The following is a 20,219-nucleotide window of genomic DNA, read 5'->3' on the forward strand; positions in this document are numbered from 1 at the left end:
AGACATGTTACTGAATAAAGGCATGTTGCGCCCCACGTTTTTAACCTACAAATTCTTTAGATACCATTTTATGCAGTCGCGCCTATTTGTTATTCGCTTTGTTTACGTAGTTGTTGCGGTATTCCTCGTGTGTTGTACGGGCGACACCGATTCGGTTGATTCGCAGCAAATTGACCGAGAATATGTGTTAAATGCCAAGATGGTCGGCTATACGGGGGTAGGTGGCGATATCGACGGGCAGCACAATCCAATATTGCGTGCAAAGAAAGGTGAGCGGGTAAAGATTTCGTTGATTAACGGAGAGCTCATGGCCCACGATATCACGTTTGAAAAGCAATCGGATATAAAAAGCGAGACAATGCTCGAACAGGGAGATACCACCAGTATTATCTTCATAGCAATGGAAGACGATACCTATTATTGTAGTTTACCCAATCATAAGCAATCGATGCACGGCGACTTTAAAATTGTTGACCAGATTGAAGCGGTAACTGCAACGGACGATAACTGGGGCAGCTCGCCACGCAACGCCGATGGGAAGCCATTGAATTTCGGATTTGAACGCGCAAGTTTACAAGATTGGAAAGCCACCGGTGACGCATTTGGCCCGAAGGCGGTAGCGTTTGACCCCGGACCTTGGTATCCGGATAGCGTGGTGCTGAAACAAGCGGGCGACTACTATGTAACCAGTGGAGGTACGTTGAATTATAAAGCAAAAGGAACACTTACTTCAACGTCGTTTAACGTAACACACCCGTGGGCTTCCTTCCGGATTACCGGTGGGGCAATGGAAGGGTTACGAGTTGAGTTGGTGGACGCGAAAACCGATTCGGTTATTTTTAAGATTTCGGGCTATATAAACGATAATAATCCAGGCAATCCCGAACATGCAGCGTTCCGGCCTGTGGTAGTGGATATGACGCCGCATAGAAACAGAGAGATATACATCCGCGTGGTCGATGAAGAGACCGGTACGATGCCTGAAATTCCGTACGTCGCAGATAATCCATGGGCACATATTTCATTCGACGATTTCCGCTTTCATAGCAAGCGGCCTACGTACGCTAACGAATTGCGGCCGGATGATGTGATTATCCTGCCCCCTCGTGATCCCGTGCCGCATGCCGGGCTTTCCGGGAAGGAAGCGGCTGAGGCAATGGATGTGCCCGAAGGATTCAAAATTACCCTTGCAGCGGCGGAACCGGATGTTGTACGGCCGATCGCATTTACATTGGATGATCGCGGACGCCTATGGGTAGTAGAGGCCCACACATACCCCGTCAGGGCCGCGGAAGGCCAAGGCAAGGACCGCATTTTGATTTTTGAAGATACAGATGGCGATGGTACGCTGGATAGCCGGAAAGTCTTTATGGAACAGCTCAACTTGGTAAGTGGCATTGCGTTGGGATTCGGCGGCGTTTGGGTAGGTGCTGCTCCCAACTTGTTGTACATCCCGATCGACCAGGAAAAAGATTTGCCTGCGGGCGAGCCTCAGGTGATGCTCGACGGATTCGGGTACGAAGATACCCACGAAGTGTTAAACACGTTCAGATGGGGACCGGATGGCTGGCTCTATGGTACACATGGTGTTTTTACCCACTCGAACGTGGGTAAACCGGGTACGCCTGACAATGAGCGCACCCAACTCAATGCGGGCGTATGGCGTTACCACCCTACAAAACATGAGTTTGAAGTATTTGCCCATGGAACGAGCAACCCCTGGGGAATCGATTTTAACGACTACGGTCATGCATTCGCTACGGTTTGCGTGATTCCTCATTTGTACCACATCGTTCCTGGTGGAAGGTATCTTCGACAGGCCGGTGCACATTTTAACCCTTATACGTACGAGGATATCAAGACCATCGCTGACCATGTTCATTGGTTAGGAGATCAGGGACCGCATGCGGGTAATTTCCGGTCCGCCGCAGCCGGTGGAGGCCATGCGCATGCGGGAGCGATGTTTTACCTGGGTAACAAGCATTGGGGGATCGATCGGAATGCGATTTTTATGAACAACATCAATGGCTTCCGTGTCAATATGGATATAACCGAACGATCGGGGTCAGGATACGTAGCCCATCACGGCAAAGATTTTATCCTGAATAACGATTTTTGGTCGCAATGGTTGAATTTCCAGATTGCCCCCAGCGGATCGGTGTATGTGAATGATTGGTACGACAAAAATCAATGCCATAGTCCCAATCCCGATGTGCACGACAAGACATTGGGACGTATTTTCAAAATCTCCCACGAAAAGGATCAATGGGTTACCGTGGATTTGGGAAAGAAGACCAATGCGGAACTGGTAGCTTACCAACTCCATGAGAATGAATTTTATGTGGTGCACAGCCGCCGATTGCTGCAGGAACGGGGAGGCAATGCCGAAGTCCACGCAGGCTTATGGAAGATATTCAACGACAATCCGGATGTCACCCGTAAACTGCGCGCTTTGTGGGCTCTGCATGTCACGAAGGGGATCAACGACGAGCAGGCCGAGAGCTTGTTGGATCATGCCGATGAGTACGTGCGGGCTTGGGCTATTCAACTGATTGCGGAAGATAAAACGGTGCCGGCCGGGGCGCAACGCCGGTTTGAATCGATGGCAAAGCGGGATACGTCTGCACTGGTGCGCTTGTATCTTGCATCGGCGCTTCAACGGATAGCTCCGGATCAACGGTGGGAGATCGTTAAAAACCTCGCCGCACACGAGGAGGATGCGGCAGACCCGAATATTCCCCTGATGGTTTGGTATGCGTTGGAGCCACTGGTTGGCGCAGATGCACAACGTGCTGCCGAATTGGCAAAAAACTCGAAATTGCCGAATTTGCAGGAATTTGTTTCAAGACGTATAGCGGATGGAAAAAAATAAATTGATCAGGCTTTCCATAGCATCGCTGGCTTTGTCGCTGGTATGCCAGGATGCAGTGAGTCAGGCGGAGAAGGTGAACGGGAATACGGTAACCTTTAAAAAACACATATTGACTACCGAGTTTATTTCGGAGGGCGTAGCTGTGGCGGATGTTAACCGGGATGGGGCTGTAGACATCATTGCCGGTGCCAAATGGTTTGAAGGGCCCGACTGGAAGAAGGTACATGACATCTATCCCGAAGATCAGGTATTCGACGGTACAACGGGATACAGCAATTCCATGTTGAACTTCACGATCGATATCGATCAGGATGGCTGGGTGGATTACATACGGGTGGACTTTCCCGGTAAGGAGGTATGGTGGTATCAAAATCCAGGTGCAGCGGGTGGATTTTGGAAACGGCACACCTTGGCCAAGACAGCATCTAATGAATCGCCGGCATTTGTTGACATTGATGGCGATGGCCGTGCCGACATTTTATGTGGCGATCCACACACGGGGGAGATGGTTTGGTTCCGATGCCCCTCCGTCAAGGGAGATACCACGTGGACCCGCCATCCGATCAGTGAACCAAAAATGCCCGGTACCGAGATTTTTTCCCACGGACTCGGTTTGGGGGATATCAACGGGGATGGTCGCGGGGATGTCATCATCAAAGACGGGTGGTGGGAGGCGCCAGCAGACCCCACGCAGCCAAACTGGACGTTCCATCCAGCAGAGTTGGGACTGAATGCTGCCCAGATGTATGCGATAGATGTAAATGGCGACGGTTATTCGGATGTCATCAGCTCGTCGGCCCATCGGTTTGGGATGTGGTGGCATGAGCAAGGACGTGATGCGGGCGGAAAGACGACGTGGAAACTTCACGAAATCAATAGCGACTATTCCCAAACCCATGCGTTATCATTGGTAGACTTAGATGGCGACGGCGATATGGATTTGGTAACAGGTATGCGTTATTTCGCTCACCAAGGCCATGACCCGGGCGAGTCAAATGACCCAACGATTTTCTGGTTGGAATTCGAAAAGGGTAAGACACCTACATGGACTTTGCACGTCATTGATAACGATTCGGGTGTGGGACTGAATAATGTGGTGGAGGATATAAACGGCGATGGGTTATTGGACATCGCTGTCGCTAACAAAAAAGGCGTATTCTACTTCGAACGGATCGCTCCATAAACGGCGCGTTGCCGGAGTTTTAGCAGATTCTTTCGATAGTCAATGACACCGCCATACCGATTGAGGATATCGCCACCGATAACGCCGATGACCGGTTCTACCTCCAATTGCTCATAGGCATAGTTGATGGAAGACAAATCGAGTATTGCTACCTCATAGTCTCGGAGATGCAGGTCGCCGATTTGGAGGTCCGGTACGGTTAACACGAAGCTGGGCATGGAGGTGGTCCCCAACCCGGTTGATACCATGTCTGTATGCCGCAGAATACTGTCTGGGTGGAGGTGGGTTTCAACCGTTGCTTTGTCAAATACCGTTTTGGAAGCGCCGGTATCTAAAACGGCTTTAAAATGCCTACCAAAAACAATGACTTCCAACAAAAGGTGGAAGCCATCGTCTTGGAGATTAAGTAAGGTCAGGGGAATGTAAACCATGGATTACAGGGCCCCGATTTCTCTGAGTACATTATTCATGTTACGTACTGCCTCGGCGCTCTTTGCAAAGGAGGCCTTTTCGCTTTCATCAAGTGGAAGTTCAAGGATACGCTCCCATCCGTTTTTACCAAGGACCACGGGAACACCCAAGTTGATATCCTCCTGTCCATACTCACCTTCTAAATATACCGAAGCGGTAAACAGTTTCTTTTGGTCTCGAACGATACTTGCTACGACGGCTGCACTCGAAGCCCCAGGGGCATACCATGCAGAAGTACCAATCAACTTAGTAAGGGTTGCGCCACCAACCATGGTGTCGGCGACGATGTGTTGCTGTTCTTCTTCCGACAGAAACTGGGTTACAGGCAAGCTGTTCCAGGTCGCATGTTTGATCAGCGGAATCATCGTGGTGTCGCCATGACCACCAATAACAATTGCGTTGAGATCTGCAGGAGAGGCGCCAAGTCTCAGGCTAAGCTGATACCGGAAACGTGAAGAGTCGAGCGTGCCTCCCATACCGATAATCCTGTTTTTGGGTAATCCCGTAGCTTTAAGTGCCAAATAGGTCATGGTGTCCATGGGGTTTGACACAACGACTAAGATGATATCCGGTGAGTGTTTTAGCAGGTTTTCCGCTACTTCGCGAACAATGTTGGCATTTGTGCCAATTAGCTCTTCACGGGTCATCCCCGGTTTGCGCGGGATTCCCGACGTGATGACAGCAACGGTAGAGCCTGCTGTTTGACTGTAATCATTCGTTACACCGATGATTTTTGAATCAAAGCCCAACAACGCCGCAGTTTGTGATATATCCTGCGCTTTGCCTTCGGCAAATCCTTCCTTGATATCGAGTAATACTACTTCTTCAGCTAATTCGCTGCGAACAATGTTGTCAGCAGTAGTGGCACCAACGGCGCCGGCACCTACAACGGTTATCTTCATAAGTTATCTTTTAGTTGGTTTCCATTCGTGTTTTTTTGGAACGGTAGCTAAGATAATTATTATAGTTGAGAATGGGGGAATTGAATTGAGATTTGAAAATGAGAATGAATTGGAAAGTTGAAAATGAGAATTGAACTGAAAAACTGAAAATGAAAAAATCAACCTCTTTTCAGATTTCAACTTCCATAACTTTCAACTTAAAAAGGATACCCAATGGCCAGATTGAATACCAGGTTATTCCGTCGCCAATCGCTGTTGCGGAAATTGATTTCATCCAATACCCATCGCTCACCTTTGGGCCGGTAAGGAATACGTAAAGGCATGGCTAAATCAGTCCGAAGGATGAGGAAACTCAGGTCGAAGCGAAGCCCCAAGCCCGCGCCGACGGCCATCTCGTTGATGAAATGGCGGCTGAATGCGGCTCCGGGCTTGTTGGGGTCGGAATGCTGGAGCCAAATATTACCGGCATCGATAAACGCTGCCCAATGGATAATACTTGCTAATTTCGCACGGTATTCGGTATTTAGTTCAAATTTTATATCCCCCGTTTGATCGGCGAAGAAATTATCTTCACCATAGAATTCAGGCGTATACGAGCCCGGCCCTAACGCTCGGGCCCGGAAAGCTCTTAATCCGTTGGGGCCTCCCATAAAAAACTGCTTTACATAGGGGAGTTGCGTAGAATTTCCATAGGAATATCCAAAGCCAGCCATGGCACGTGAGGCCAATGTGGCGTTCGCACCAAGCTTCATGTAGTGCCTGAAATCAGCTTCCATCTTCACGTATTGCGAAAAGTAGGCATCTAAGATTTGGTATTGTCTCCCTTTGCGGGCATTTGCTCCGCGAATAATCCCATAAAGATTGGCCGAAAGGTCCAGACCGCCTTTGATGTAGTACGTGTGCTTAAGTTCTGCATTCGTCGTATTGGTGCGGGTGTAATTGTACAGTGGACCGAAGGTAAACATCGGTTCGATGGCGTGGCGAAGCGGAGGTACTGTATCTAGCATGGCCTGATACGATTCTGTAATGTTACGCGGTTGCACATACGCAACTTCGAGGACTTTCAGATCGTGATTTTTTTCAATGCTTTCCTGCCATTGGTAACCAAAAGAAAAGCGCATGGAATTCAGACTGTAAGCAGTCCGACGATTCAGGTACTCATAGCCTACTTGAAAAATAGACCGCGGTACATATTTTCGCGTTGGCTGCCAATTGAATGGGGCGATCATGCGCGGAAAAGAAAGGCTGACTTCGGCTCCGTACCGGTAAAAACTGGAATTTAAATTGACGTTGCCCCCCGTTTGCGTTTCAAATCCACCAAATACAGTGAATGTGAGCAATTCTGCGCTTTTGAATGCATTGCGATGCTGCCAATTTACATTGATCTCCGAGCCGTTGTATACGGCAGCGGTTTTACCAAGTAGTTCCGTGCGGAGACCGCGTTTGGGCATGGGGGTGAGGTAGTAATACGCATCCAACCGATTTGTCTTTCCAGAATCGACGTCTACGAATTCGTTGCGCACAAAGCTGAAGTTTCCCATTCCAACCAGTTGTCGAAGGGTTCGGGATTGATCGCCACGGGTATAGAGCTCACCGGGATAAAAAATGATGGCATTGGCTAATGCAAATCGTCTAAATGTATGTTCAGGATCGATGATATAATAACCACGATAGCGCTCCGCTTGGGTGGAATCAGCGCGTTGATATCCGCTTTCGGTAAGCTTGTAATTCGGGTAAATATAAATGTTGTTAATGTAATAGGGCTGTTTGGCTTTCGCAGGGGTTTCTTCTTTGACTTTTACAAAGAGATCAACATGATGATCTTTGCCTGTGCTGTCCACCTCTACGATTAAATGATCCGGACTGAAATAATAGTAACCAGCGTTTTTGATGGCCCAGTCGATGCGCTCGCGCTCGGCTATGATGTTATCCAGGCTGTAGGGGCGGCCGGGTTGTAAAAGTGACTCAGGCTCGGTGGCTTTGATTGCCTTGCCCAATTCGCTACTATCCACTTCGAACGTAACCGAATTAATTCGGTAGATAATGTGCGGGGTCGCCGTATATGTCACGGTTGCTTTACGGTTTTCGATGGTGGTATCAGATGCAACCTGGGCATTAAAGAAACCAAGATTTTCCAGTCGGTTACGGAGTATGTTTTCGTTATATTCACGGTTCACATCACTAAGCAATACAGGCGGTTGCCCCACCTTGTTTTTTAGCCAATTGCGAAATCCCCGGTCACTCTTAGGTTCGCCGGCAATGTTATATAAATAAAGCTGAGGGCGCATTCCCAAAATGGTGGTGTTGGGTTTAGGCCGAAGCAAGTCTTCAAGATTCGTCGTCAAGGGAGCAATGTACCGATCCGGTATCGTATCTGTGTCGATTTTGACTTCGCCCTTTACGTAAAGATTTTCGCCCTCGGGTAAGTATTTGATGTTGCTGCAGCCAATGAAAAACAGGGCAGCTACCACCATAGGACTTAAACGGATAAATATATTATTCATTTTCATTTTGCTCTTCACGCCAAGCCACGATCTGACTGTTTCGCGATTGGGTATTTGATGACGCATCGTTTTTCTTATTTTCCCGCTCCCGGCGCCGTCTCTCCATTCGCTCCCTGAATTCAGGATCATGCTTCTGTAGGCTGTCAAGTATTACTTTTCTAACGCTATCCCGATAGGCAGAATCCGTTTCTATCCGTTCCGCATCCCACCGTCTCCTAAACCGGCGGGAATCCGTGTTGAATTCTTGTGCTTGGCGGTTGCGCCTATTGAATATTTCCTTGAACTCATCGTAATCTATGTTCATGATAAAGCCAAGACCCGTTTCTACGAATTGCCCTTGCAACGTTACCTGATATTGGTTTTTCCGGTATGCACGAACCAGATAACGCCCGTCTTCCGTCAATTGGTAGTCTACGGAAATGTCTCCTGCTATGTTGGTGGTCTGCTCGCCCGGTCTGGCATTTCCCTCCAATTCGAAGTTCGAACCTACGGTCACTTTCATGCGGTCATTGAACAGCATTTTGGAAACGCCCACGTTGAGATCCGTCCGGTTCTGTCCGGTTCCTGTGGAATAATCTTCTTCGGATTGGAGATTAAAATCGAACTCGACGCCCTGTATCAGATCGCCGGCCAAGCGATTGAGCTGACTGCTTAGAAAGGAACTCACGGTACTGCGGGCTATCGCTTCGGCGCCTCCGCCTCCGGAAAGGCTTTCAAATGGATTAGCTGCCATAAACCGGCCTAATACAATCAGCGAGAAAACTTGCTTGTTCATTTCGGACTCATTTTCGCGCAGCTGCGTTAATCCTGTATTGACCCGGCTTACTACGTCTTGGGAGGCCACGGCATTGTTTTCATCTAAATCGATATCAAACTTCAATTGGGGTTGAAAGAGTTGTTCGCTGATTTGCAGCTTTACATCAAACGGTATTCGCTGTTTATAGAGTCCGGATTGTTGATTCCCGATTTGTGCTTGAACAAGTTCGAGCGTAGGGGCTTTTAGTTTATAGACCGCAGTAATATTCAGACGCGCATCCATCGGATCACCTGACCAGGTTAGCGTACTGCCCTTTTCAAACTCGAAAAGCCGCTTTACCGGCCCAAATGAAAATGAATAATTACCGGATTCAACCGTATAGGTGCCGGTAAGACGGATATCTCCGCTTGGGTTCATGCCAGCGTTCAGCTCAGCTTCACCTTGTATCCGTAGCGCATCCTGGCTTCCCGGATCGATAACCACCGTGAATGCGGCATCCTTGTCGGTGGCAATATTTACAGAGAGGTTGATGCCGCTTAATTCGGTATGGGTAAGTGAATCGACTCCCGCGAACACGTTGGTTCGTGTGGTGTCGCCTCTATCCACGAAACGTACGATCCCCTGTCGATCCACCATGCCCGGGTCATCGTTGGGTAATACAAAGGTTACGTCGGTCTTGTCTTCTACGCGAAGGGTGCCTTGTACGGTTGGACTTTCCATATCGCCAGTTATATTGAGGTTGGTCGATATAAAGAGAGTTCCGTAATACATATCGTTGTCCTGCTGGGTAGAATTCAGTACTTGGAAGTCATCGGCCCTAAGCGTTAATCCGAATGCGTAGTCCGTGTAAGTCTTCGTGCTGACTGTTCCGTTCAGCACCGCGGTATTGCCCTTGTTGTCTTTGAATTGAAATCGGTTGAAACGTAGTCCGTTGTCGTTGAAATGAATGCTTTGTCCATCAACGTTAAAGGTCGCGTTCAGCATCGCCACATTTAGACTCGCTTTGTCAAAATTAAGTGCACCGTTGATGCGGGGTTGATCCGGGGAGCCCGTTATGTTGAGTTTGCCGTTAATGGCGCCAGAGGTATTGCGGAGATAGCCCAAGCTGAACGCTTCCAGTGTAGGCATTGACAAGGGATTGATATTCAATACAAAGTCCAATTGGGACGCGCCGTTGGGCGGGCTTATGAAGTCACCCGTAAGTCGTACATCGTTTCCGTTTCCGGTGATGCTGACGTCAGCAGCGAAGACGTTTTCCCGTTCGTTGTTGACTTTGAGATTGATATCGCCGACGGTGTCCGTGCCAAAGTAAAACTGGTCGATCGTGATATCGGATACAAAGACCGGTGAAGATTCGAGCCGGGAGACAGTCGCCGTCCCGTTGATGCCACCCCCCATGTTGAGCAAGTCGCTTTCGAGCATCTTGCTGAAGGTTTCGATTCGGAAGTTCTTGAAAACCAGATCAAGCGGAGCATTAAGCGTCGAGTCTTGGGATTGTAAAGTCATTTCCTGCCCGTTATTGCTCAGGTCGAACTGATGCACACGGAGGCCGTCCTTCCCAAAGGAAATTGCATTTTGGGGGTTTACCTGCCATTGATCGTAATTAAGCATCAAGCCACCTTCCTTTAGGTTGAACAGAAAATTACCGGCATCCACTTGGAGAGCCATTCCCAAATGGTAGCGTTCTTTGTCGGCATCGTCCTTAATCCATAATCCGAAATCCAATTGATTATGTTGCACGGTTCCGCTAAGCAGGGTATTGATGAGCTCAATGTTTCCCACGCCGATCCGATTGATCAATGCGTTATAATACAGAGTGCTGTCGTACGTGTTGATGTCAAACCCTACATGGTCGACGGTGGTGCCAGCATAGACAATATGCGGTGCAACAGCCTTGACGAGCAGCATTTTATCCTCGCTGTTAAATGATCCGTCCAGCGTTATATCGTCCATTTCCGTAAGGTCGGGCACAAGGCCTCGTATAAACCGCGAACGGGTAAATTGCGCACTGAAATCAAAGCGCTGCGGAGTGTAGTTGTACACAGGAGCGATGGAATCAGGTTGGTAGTAAACGGCTACGATGTCTTGTAGGGATGTGCTTAACTCACTTAATTTGTAATTGCCGATCATATGGGCGTTCAGAAATTCGGATCGCAATTGCAGCAAATTTGAGCTATCCTGGGCTACGGCGCGTAGCCTTACCGTGTCCAGTGTATATCGCTCGTTGTTGTAGGCGATGGAAGAATTGACGATATCAATAGTCCCGTTCAGATGATCAATGTCCGCAGTTTCCAGATCGGCAACCAAGCGGCCGTGATATCGGAACTCATCGTTCATCAAATTGAGATTTTTAAGGTTAATGCTATCTACCATCAGGTTTATATTCGCTTTCGGATACTGACCGCGCATATCCGCGTGTGCGTCTAGGTTAAACTGAATATTCGGATCGTCACTCGTTACGGTTGCCGAAATGTCACCGCTTTTTGCGGTGGCAGCGATGCCGATATCTGAATATTCGTATCCCATCGCTTCCAGGCGGACCAATTTTCCCTGGATATCTGCGATGGCCGTGGCCGGATCCAGTCCGGTTCCTTTGGCGTGTGCCGCAAATGAAAGTTTGCCCAGTACCGAATCCATCTTCATCAGCCTACCGATATCAATATCCTGGATACTTACCTGAGCATTGTAGGTGGTGTCTTTGGTCTGGCCGTTGGCTCGATAATCGGCGTCTACGCTGGCATTGCCCATGGTGGTACGGAGCTGCATATCGGTTTGAAAGCCGTTTAATCCGCCATTGAACGTCCCTGCGAGCTGAATGTCCTCAGGGAAGTTAATGCTATCTGGCAACATACTTTTTGCAATCAAGCGATCCAAATCGCTTTTTCCCGTAGTCAATTCATGCAGGTTGAGATCGATGGTAAAATTGTCGATATCCGGTAAGCCTTTCAGGGTTGCATCGGCCACGATACGCGTCTTGTCAAGTGTCGTAATTTCTAGGCTCGGAATCTGAAGATCGCCTAATCTCCCATCGATCTCTGTATTCACATGAAACGTGTGAGCCCACAGGGGTTTCATCACTTCCATGGTGTCGAGATCTGGCACGAAATGTAGCACATCTTCCATGCCTAGATGACTCTCTTTGATGTCGGCAGTTAGTTCAATTTTATCCAGTTGCTCCGTAATGGTCTCCAACGCGGGATAACGAATCCGTATGTAATCGCGGATAAGCGTGTGAGGTGTTTCGGCATACAGGTCGTCTAATTCCGCACCTTGATTGGTATAGACAAAATCAGCTTGCAACCGATTTAATACAAACCCGCTGTGGTCTTCAGCTTTAAGTCCGGATACCCGTCCCCGGATCGTATCGGGAGAATAAGAAAAATCGGTCAATTCCCCTTCCAAGCCGGTAATGCCAATGTTGCCATAGTCGAACCCTTTGGCAACGCGGGGCTGGTTGGCATCCTCAAAGGCAAAATTAGTGTTAGCGATACGGATGGTGGTAGCGTTGACCCGCCAGTTGACGGGCTCCCCCGCAGATGTGTCAACTGGAGAGGGAGAGGGGACGGTCTGGCCGAAGAAAACGCGTGAATCTGACCCGTCCAAATCGATTTCGCGGATGTTCACCACTTCTTTATTAAGATCCAGCTGGTTTAACCGTGCCAAAAGTTTAGTAATCTTAAATCGGGTATCCATCGCACTTGCTTCGTCCGTATAGGCAAAGTCTATTCCGGAAAGGTTGAACGTCTCGAAGTCCAAATCAGGCAGTAAGGAGGTGTCGGCCGTGTCGGGGATACCAAAGTCGTCCGCATCTGGCGTCTCTTCCGAAACAGCAACCGCCCATTGCCTGACCGATCCTTGTAGCCCATTTACGTTGATGCGCGGAATACCAAAGTGCATGTTGCCTGTCAGATCGAACGTTTCGATGCGGGTATCCAAGTGATTGAGGTTGACTTCCGCCGCCATCCCGATCACCTCGTCGCGATAAAGAAAGCGGATGCGATCAAGATTCACTTTGTCGATGTTAAAATTCATCGGGGCTGAACTATCCGGCGATGCGGGTTCATTTTGTTCGGAGACAAAAGCCCGGATGATGTAATCGAAATTGAAACTGCTGTCAGGTAGCGTTCGGTTTATTTTAGCGGTGATTCCCTGTAAATCGACTTGACTGATTTCAACTGTATTTTTCAATAACTTCAGCATGCTGATGTCCACCCTGAGCTTTTCGCCAGCAAGCAGCGTGTCTTGCGTTTGATCTTCAAAATACACACCCTCAAGAACCAGCATTTTGGGAAGGTCAAGACTCACGTGTGCAATTCGGACGGGAGTTTTTATTTTGTTTTCTAGGTACGATGTGATTTTTTGAACCAGGTAGTTTTGGACGGCGGGAATGCGGATGAGTATAAAAAGAAGTAATATCAGCCCGATGATGCCCCCGATGATCCAGAGAAGTGTCTTAATTGCTATCCTGCCTACCTTGTTCAATGTCTGTTAACTAATTTAAGATTTCCCTTGTACGATAAACATAGTGCCTTTTAAAAGGTTTAGCGAAGATGCCTAAAACTTTTCGAATTTAGAAAAAAGCAAAAATTAAACCGAATTTCTTAATTTGGCTTTTTATAATGAAGCAACCTATTCCACTTCATAAAGGACATGTTCCCTTTGTCCGTTTTTTGGCGGCGCTCGCATTGGGAATCATAACAAGCTACTTATATGAGCCTGACCGGAACCTCTATGCCGCAACCTGCGGGGTATTGATAGTCTCCTTGTTTGCGTTTGTGTGTATGGCATTATATACGAGATTCCGGCAACAGCGCTATTATGGGTTAATGGGGTTTTTCGTCTTTCTGAATTTATTTACTTGGGGACATGTGTCCACTTGGCGGACACATCCCGAGATTGACAAGTTCCATTTTAGTCGCGGTGATTACCGCGCTTTGATCGGAAAGGTAATCGATGAGCCCGTTATCCGCGGTGATCACCTGAGGTTTTCTTTGGAAGTCACCAAGGCATATGGCGAGGAAGGTATTACGTATGCAGGCGGCAAGCTAATGATTACGGTGACCTTACAGGAAAGCCGGAATCTCCAGGCCAACTACGGTGATGAATTTCTCGTGCCGGCTCGGTATCGTGAAATACCGCCCCCTTATAACCCCGGTGAGTTGGATTATCGAGGATACCTGGCTAACAAAAATATATGGCATCAGAGCTATTTTTCGCTGACGGAAATACAGAAGATAGCAAGCGGGAAAGGTAACCCCTTGGTAGCACGGGCGCTCAAATTTCGGAAGCACCTGGTTGCTAAGTTTAAACGATATCTTCCGGATAAAGATGCATTTTCGGTAGCGTCAACGCTGATTTTGGGATATCGGGCAGACTTAAGTGAAGAGCTGATCCAAGCGTTTTCCCATACCGGAACCATCCATGTCTTGAGTGTGTCGGGAATGCACGTTGTTATTGTTTTCTGGCTGTTTTCCAAACTAATGGGGTGGATGGGAAGGAGGGGTAAGTTTCGGGTGGTCAATGCGATCGTTTCAATGGTAGCCGTTTGGAGTTATGCGGTCCTTACCGGATTTTCACCCTCGGTGCTACGTGCATCCTTAATGATCAGTTTTGTGATTTCGGCGTCGGCTTTCCGCCAAGAAAATAGAATTTATAACAGCATTTCCGCGTCGGCATTTTTCCTGTTGCTGCATGACCCCAAATTCATGGCTGACATCGGATTTCAACTGTCTTACCTAGCGGTATTGGGCATCGTTTTTTTAGCTCCGCTGTCTCGACTGGGATTTTTACCAAAACACCGGTTGATTAACCCAATCGGTAAGTACGTTTGGATGTCAGTATCAGCCCAGGCGGGTGCCGGACCGCTAGCTACCTTCTATTTCCATCAATTTCCGTTATATTTTTTGGTGGCTAACCTTTTTATCGTGCTGCCGGTGAGCGGCATCATGTACTTGGGCTTTGCCCTGCTGATTTTACCGGAGGGTGCGTTAGTCTTATTGGTGGGTGGACTGCTTGAAAAGGGAATTTTGGCGGTCAATTCCATATTGTATAAGATTGAGCAACTGCCACAGGCAACTATCGGGGGTATTTGGCTGACGGAATGGGACTGTTTATTGATTTACCTGTTGTTTTTTTCGGTTGCGCTTGCGTTGCTTTACCGAAGTAAATTCTGGTTTTACAGTGGTGGGTTGGTTCTTTTTATCCTGCTGGCTGCTTCCTCCATTTCCCGTATTCGAACCTATTATCATAGGGAAATTATTATTTTTAATGTAAAACAGGATATTGCCATTGGACTGATTAACAAGGGAAAGGCATGGGTATACAGTAACTTGGTGTCGTTGGACAACCGGACGATCGGATATGCCGTATTGCCCGGACTAGAACGTTTGGTGCCTCCGGATCAAATTTATTTTGCGTCGCAAGACAGCAGCTACAATACCGAATTGATTTTTATAAAAAACAAACTTATTCAGTTTGGCGATACCCGGATCATGGTTTATGATGGGGATGAAACCTATGAGGGGCAACTCGAAGTGGATATTTTATTGGTTAGAAATAACCCGAAAATACCGTTAGTCGAACTTTTAAATACCGTCAGATGTAAGCAGTTGGTCATTGACGGCTCCAATCATCGCACTACGATTGAGCGTCTGATACGAGAAGCCAAGGCCAACCAGATTCCACTTTACGTATTGAAGGGCAATTTTGCTTGGACTCGTACTGGCATCTCCTTGAGGCCTGCGCTGCTCCGAGCAGATTAAATGCGCCGTGCACTAACGGGGCCAACCGGGAAAATTGTGTAATTTTGGACTGCTGATAATCCCGACATCATGGACATTGTCAAAATTCTTCGCACGTACTGGCATTATGAATCGTTTCGTCCGCTGCAGGAGGAGATCATTCAGTCGGTATTGGCCGGTCGTGATACGTTGGCCCTGATGCCCACAGGTGGGGGCAAGTCAATCTGCTTTCAAGTGCCAGCAATGGCAAAAGATGGAATATGTATTGTAGTAACCCCGCTCATCGCATTGATGAAAGATCAGGTCGAAAACCTTAAATCGAGAGGCATTGAGGCGATCGCTATTTTTTCGGGACTAACCAAAAGGGAGGTCGATATCGCATTGGATAACTGCATCTATGGGCCCGTGAAATTCCTATACCTCTCACCTGAGCGACTTCATAACGAGATGGTCCGTGAACGGATCCGCTACATGAATGTCAATCTGTTTGCGATAGACGAAGCCCACTGTATTTCCCAATGGGGATATGATTTCAGGCCATCATACCTTGAGGTTGTCGTATTGCGTTCCCTCCATCCGAACGTCCCGTTTTTGGCGCTTACCGCTACGGCAACTGCGAACGTTGTGGATGATATCCAACAAAAGCTCTCGTTCCGGGAGCGTCATGTGTTGAAAAAAAGTTTCTTTCGCAGAAATTTAGCCTACATGGCTTTTGATGAGGAGAATAAAACCGGTCGGATGCTGCGCGTCATCCGGAAGTTGGGTGGAAGTGGGATTGTCTATGTGCGTAATCGACGCGAGACGCAGGAAGTGACCCGAGTCTTACGAAACGAAGGGATTTCTGCGGACTTCTATCATGCCGGACTGGACACGGTCGACCGTGCCCGTAAACAGGAGGGATGGAAAAACAACGATATCCGTATAATCGTGGCAACTAACGCTTTCGGAATGGGAATCGATAAGCCGGATGTCCGCTTCGTGATACATTTGGACTTGCCTGAATCGCTGGAAGCCTACTATCAGGAAGCCGGGCGGGCTGGGCGTGACGGAAAGAAGGCTTATGCGGTGTTGCTGCATCATCAGAGCGATCGCGATCAACTAAGGAGGAAACACCAATTAAGCTTTCCCCCGCTCGACTTTATCAGGCAGGTATATCAACAGTTAGCCAATTACTATCAATTGGCATACGGAGCAGGAGAGGGGCTTACGCTTGATTTTGATGTAGCCGATTTTTGCAGTCGTTACAAGTTGGATGCCTTGATGACCATCAGTGCCCTTAAATTTTTGGAACGTGACGGTTGGATCAACGTAAGTGAAGCTGTGTATTTACCTTCACGGATTAAATTTGAAGTCGATCAACCGAATTTATATAAATTCCAAGTCGAGAATGCAACCTATGATGGGTTGATCAAAGCCATTCTTCGGAGCCAGGGCGGTGCTTTCGATCATTTCATTCCCATACGGGAGCCCGAATTGGCAAGGCGCTTAGGCAAGCCCGCGGCGCTTGTCATTGAAATGATTGAGTATCTGAAAAAAAGCCAGATACTGAGTTACCTTCCTCAGACGGACAGTCCACAATTGCAATTTTTGCGACCCCGAATGGACAATAAGCGTCTACACATAGACAGCCAATATATCCGCGAACGGAAGGACGTAAGACAGCAGCAAATGGACGCGGTTATCCAGTATTTGGATCATAGGAAATGCCGTAGCAAATTTCTGTTGGCTTACTTCGGCGAACCTAAATCCGAACGTTGCGGAATATGTGATCTTTGCCTGAAAGCCGTAAAGGTTGAAGGCTTGGAAGATAAATTAATGAGCGAACTGGTCGAAATATTAACCGATGGCCCCGCAACGATCGATAAGCTCGTTACCGGTATGGTATCCGGTAACGTCGAAGACCGTTTGGGATTTATCCGTAAACGGCTGGACGAAGGAAAGTTGAAGGTGAATGGAGATATGTATTATCTGCACTGAGTATCCACTTGTTTTTTTAGCAAGGATTCGCGAATGCGAAGCATTTTCCCTAAGTTTGTGGCCGCTCAATGGCATAAAGCCATCACACCTTTAACATAAGTTATACAGAGACCATGTCTGAAAACGCCAAAATTCATTACACCAAAACAGATGAGGCCCCCTTATTGGCCACGTATTCATTTTTGCCTATAGTAAAGACCTTCACTGCACCAGCTGGCATATCGGTTGTGGAAAAAGACATTTCATTGGCGGGCAGGATTCTTGCCAATTTTCCCGAGTATTTGGCGGATAACCAAAAAACGGGAGATGCTTTGGCTGAGCTCGGCCAGTTAGCTACCACACCTGAAGCTAATATCATTAAATTGCCCAATATCTCGGCGTCTATACCGCAACTGAAAGCGGCCATCGCCGAGTTGCAGGCCAAGGGATATCCGGTGCCAACGTATCCTGAGGAGCCAAAAACGGAAGAGGAAAAAGCGATCAAAGCACAATATGCAAAAGTACTGGGGTCTGCGGTCAATCCGGTGTTAAGAGAAGGGAATTCAGATCGTCGGGCGCCCAGGGCGGTGAAGAACTACGCGAAGCAGCATCCCCATTCCATGGGAGCGTGGGTCGCTGACTCCGAAACGCGGGTGGCTTCAATGTCGGATGGCGACTTTTACGGAAGCGAACAATCGATTACCATACCTCGCGACACAACGTTCGCGATTGAGTTTGTCGGCGAAGACGGTAGGGTTACCTCATTAAAAGCACCAGCTAAATTGTTGGCAGGAGAGGTAATCGACTCATCACGGATGAGCATTAGCGCGTTGAAAAGCTTTGTAGCGAAAGAAATTAACGCCGCTAAAGAGGCCGGTGTATTGCTTTCTGCTCACTTGAAAGCCACCATGATGAAGGTGTCTGACCCCATTATTTTCGGTGCCATCGTTGAGGTTTATTTTGGCGATGTGTTTACTAAATATGCCGAGCTGTTCGACCAGCTTGGTGTGGATACCCGCAACGGATTAGGCGATGTATACGCCAAAATTGCGGGTCATGCACAAGAAGAAGAAGTAAAAAAGGCATTGGTTGAAGCCGTTGAAAACGGACCCGACCTAGCAATGGTCAATTCGGATAAAGGCATCACGAATCTACACGTTCCATCGGACGTGATTGTGGATGCATCTATGCCCGCGATGATACGGAGTTCTGGAAAAATGTGGAACAAAAACGGGGAACTGCAGGATACCGTTGCGCTTATTCCCGACCGCTCGTATGCCGGCGTGTACGTGGCAACGATTGAGGATTGCAAGACGCACGGTGCGTTTGATCCGTCAACCATGGGGTCTGTCTCCAACGTTGGGCTTATGGCCCAGAAAGCGGAAGAGTATGGCTCGCATGACAAGACGTTCCAGGCCACGGCTAAAGGTACGATTCGGGTGGTGGATGCTGATGGCAATGTGTTGATGGCACAACAGGTGGATACCGGCGATATTTTCCGAATGTGTCAGACGAAAGACGCACCGATCCGCGACTGGGTAAAACTGGCTGTAAATCGTGCACGTCTGTCAAATACACCAGCCGTATTCTGGCTGGATGAAAACCGTGCACATGACCGGCAAATTATCGCGAAGGTCAATACGTATTTAAAAGAGCATGATCTGAACGGATTGGACATCCGAATCCTGAATCCGGTAGCTGCCACTAAATTTTCGTTGGAACGTATTCGTAGGGGAGAAGATACCATTTCAGTGACAGGCAACGTGCTACGGGACTATCTGACCGATTTATTTCCAATTCTGGAACTAGGCACCTCAGCCAAGATGCTGTCGATCGTTCCTTTGATGAACGGCGGTGGTTTGTTCGAGACCGGTGCGGGCGGATCAGCTCCTAAACATGTTGATCAATTCCTTCAGGAGGGATATCTGCGTTGGGATTCCTTGGGTGAATTTCTTGCGTTAGCGGTATCGCTGGAACATGTGGGGCAAACGCAGGGTAATGCCAAGGCCTTGGTACTGGCGGAGGCGCTGGATGCTGCCACGGAGAAGTTCTTGGAAAATGACAAGTCGCCGGCCCGGAAAGTCGGACAGCTGGATAATAGAGGATCGCACTTTTACTTGGCATTGTACTGGGCCGAAGCGTTGGCTTCGCAGGATAAAGACGAGGAACTTAAGGCCCGATTCACCCCCATTGCCGAGAAATTAAAGGCAAATGAAAGCACGATCAACGAAGAATTGATTGGTGCCCAGGGTAAGCCACAGGATATAGGGGGCTACTATTTTCCCGACGATAGGTTGGCAGCCGAAGCTATGCGACCAAGTTCGACCCTCAATGCAATCATTGGGTAGTGTCGTTGACTGAAGGTAGTCCCTACCTTCAGTCTTTACGATCTTGTTGGCGTAACGTCAGACGGGATACTTTTTCCGTGTCGAGTTCACCGAGGCCGCTATCATTCTTTTGAGGATACCTTCATTGATATCGGCTAATTTCTTTACATATATACAAGCTTTGCCAGTTTTGTGCTTGCCAAACTGGCGAAGTAGTTCTTCCCGTTCTTCGAAATCCTGCGCCAGGTAAAGGGCGAATTCATTTTTGCGTGGAGAGAAGCCTACCAGGGGTGCATCTCCCTCTCGTCCGCTATCATAGTGATAATGGTAACTCCCAAAACCGATGATACTGGTGCCCCACATACGGGGTTCGAAGCCGGTTTCGGCTTTTATGATTTCCGTGAGGCGCAAGCTGTCTTTCCGTTTGGCGTCGTCGGCAAGGGTATCAAGAAAGTCGACTACACTGGCGGTAGTCTCGACCGTTTTATTTTTTGCGGGGGGCATGCA

10 protein-coding genes are annotated in these 20,219 nt (G+C 48.2%); 5 read left to right on the top strand and 5 right to left on the bottom strand.

What is annotated here, in order from left to right; translation table 11 throughout:
• Positions 1–4 precede the first annotated feature (4 nt).
• Both ACFQRK_RS02125 and ACFQRK_RS02130 read left to right on the top strand, forming a co-directional pair.
• On the top strand, positions 5–2,872 hold the full coding sequence (locus tag ACFQRK_RS02125; protein WP_379003147.1) for a PVC-type heme-binding CxxCH protein: 2,868 nt from the start codon (positions 5–7) through the stop codon (positions 2,870–2,872).
• Entirely contained in the window at positions 2,859–4,055 is a 1,197-nt protein-coding gene (locus ACFQRK_RS02130) for an FG-GAP repeat domain-containing protein (protein ID WP_379003148.1), read from the top strand. The genes ACFQRK_RS02125 and ACFQRK_RS02130 overlap by 14 nt, the downstream gene beginning before the upstream one ends.
• Here ACFQRK_RS02130 and ACFQRK_RS02135 read toward each other — a convergent pair.
• The 4 genes from ACFQRK_RS02135 to ACFQRK_RS02150 form a co-directional block, all read right to left on the bottom strand.
• Positions 4,031–4,486 carry a retropepsin-like aspartic protease gene (locus ACFQRK_RS02135; RefSeq protein ID WP_379003150.1) on the bottom strand — a complete coding sequence of 152 codons (456 nt, stop codon included), beginning with the start codon at positions 4,484–4,486 and terminating at the stop codon, positions 4,031–4,033. The genes ACFQRK_RS02130 and ACFQRK_RS02135 overlap by 25 nt on opposite strands.
• A gap of 3 nt (positions 4,487–4,489) precedes the next feature.
• The gene (locus ACFQRK_RS02140) at positions 4,490–5,428 is read right to left on the bottom strand and encodes a malate dehydrogenase (RefSeq protein ID WP_379003152.1); all 939 of its coding nucleotides are present in this window, start codon (positions 5,426–5,428) and stop codon (positions 4,490–4,492) included.
• Between the two features lie 197 nt (positions 5,429–5,625).
• Positions 5,626–7,932, bottom strand: coding sequence for a BamA/TamA family outer membrane protein (locus ACFQRK_RS02145; RefSeq protein ID WP_379003154.1), 2,307 nt, complete (start codon positions 7,930–7,932; stop codon positions 5,626–5,628).
• The gene (locus ACFQRK_RS02150) at positions 7,925–13,171 is read right to left on the bottom strand and encodes a translocation/assembly module TamB domain-containing protein (protein ID WP_379003156.1); all 5,247 of its coding nucleotides are present in this window, start codon (positions 13,169–13,171) and stop codon (positions 7,925–7,927) included. Before ACFQRK_RS02150 ends, ACFQRK_RS02145 begins: the two co-directional genes overlap by 8 nt.
• A 137-nt stretch (positions 13,172–13,308) precedes the next feature.
• Here ACFQRK_RS02150 and ACFQRK_RS02155 point away from each other — a divergent pair, with 137 nt between their 5' ends.
• The 3 genes from ACFQRK_RS02155 (at position 13,309) to ACFQRK_RS02165 (ending at position 19,733) form a co-directional block, all read left to right on the top strand.
• On the top strand, positions 13,309–15,450 hold the full coding sequence (locus tag ACFQRK_RS02155) for a ComEC/Rec2 family competence protein (protein WP_379003158.1): 2,142 nt from the start codon (positions 13,309–13,311) through the stop codon (positions 15,448–15,450).
• Positions 15,451–15,519: 69 nt separating this feature from the next.
• Entirely contained in the window at positions 15,520–17,406 is a 1,887-nt protein-coding gene (locus ACFQRK_RS02160) for an ATP-dependent DNA helicase RecQ (protein WP_379003160.1), read from the top strand.
• Positions 17,407–17,519: 113 nt separating this feature from the next.
• On the top strand, positions 17,520–19,733 hold the full coding sequence (locus ACFQRK_RS02165) for an NADP-dependent isocitrate dehydrogenase (protein WP_379003162.1): 2,214 nt from the start codon (positions 17,520–17,522) through the stop codon (positions 19,731–19,733).
• Positions 19,734–19,790: 57 nt separating this feature from the next.
• Here the strand turns inward: ACFQRK_RS02165 and ACFQRK_RS02170 are convergent, their stop codons facing one another.
• A complete protein-coding gene (locus ACFQRK_RS02170; protein ID WP_379003164.1) occupies positions 19,791–20,216 on the bottom strand; it encodes a DUF1801 domain-containing protein in 426 nt (141 codons plus the stop codon).
• Positions 20,217–20,219: the final 3 nt, after the last annotated feature.

This window comes from Parapedobacter sp. GCM10030251 (assembly GCF_042666505.1).
Classification (GTDB): Bacteria; Bacteroidota; Bacteroidia; order Sphingobacteriales; family Sphingobacteriaceae; genus Parapedobacter.

Bases quoted from the DNA above. Each gene is read 5' to 3' on its own strand.
- ACFQRK_RS02140 (WP_379003152.1), bottom strand. From the start codon at position 5,428: ATGAAGATAACCGTTGTAGGTGCCGGCGCCGTTGGTGCCACTACTGCT.
- ACFQRK_RS02130 (WP_379003148.1), top strand. From the start codon at position 2,859: ATGGAAAAAAATAAATTGATCAGGCTTTCCATAGCATCGCTGGCTTTG.
- ACFQRK_RS02135 (WP_379003150.1), bottom strand. From the start codon at position 4,486: ATGGTTTACATTCCCCTGACCTTACTTAATCTCCAAGACGATGGCTTC.
- ACFQRK_RS02145 (WP_379003154.1), bottom strand. From the start codon at position 7,932: ATGAATAATATATTTATCCGTTTAAGTCCTATGGTGGTAGCTGCCCTG.
- ACFQRK_RS02165 (WP_379003162.1), top strand. From the start codon at position 17,520: ATGTCTGAAAACGCCAAAATTCATTACACCAAAACAGATGAGGCCCCC.
- ACFQRK_RS02125 (WP_379003147.1), top strand. From the start codon at position 5: ATGTTACTGAATAAAGGCATGTTGCGCCCCACGTTTTTAACCTACAAA.
- ACFQRK_RS02160 (WP_379003160.1), top strand. From the start codon at position 15,520: ATGGACATTGTCAAAATTCTTCGCACGTACTGGCATTATGAATCGTTT.
- ACFQRK_RS02170 (WP_379003164.1), bottom strand. From the start codon at position 20,216: ATGCCCCCCGCAAAAAATAAAACGGTCGAGACTACCGCCAGTGTAGTC.
- ACFQRK_RS02155 (WP_379003158.1), top strand. From the start codon at position 13,309: ATGAAGCAACCTATTCCACTTCATAAAGGACATGTTCCCTTTGTCCGT.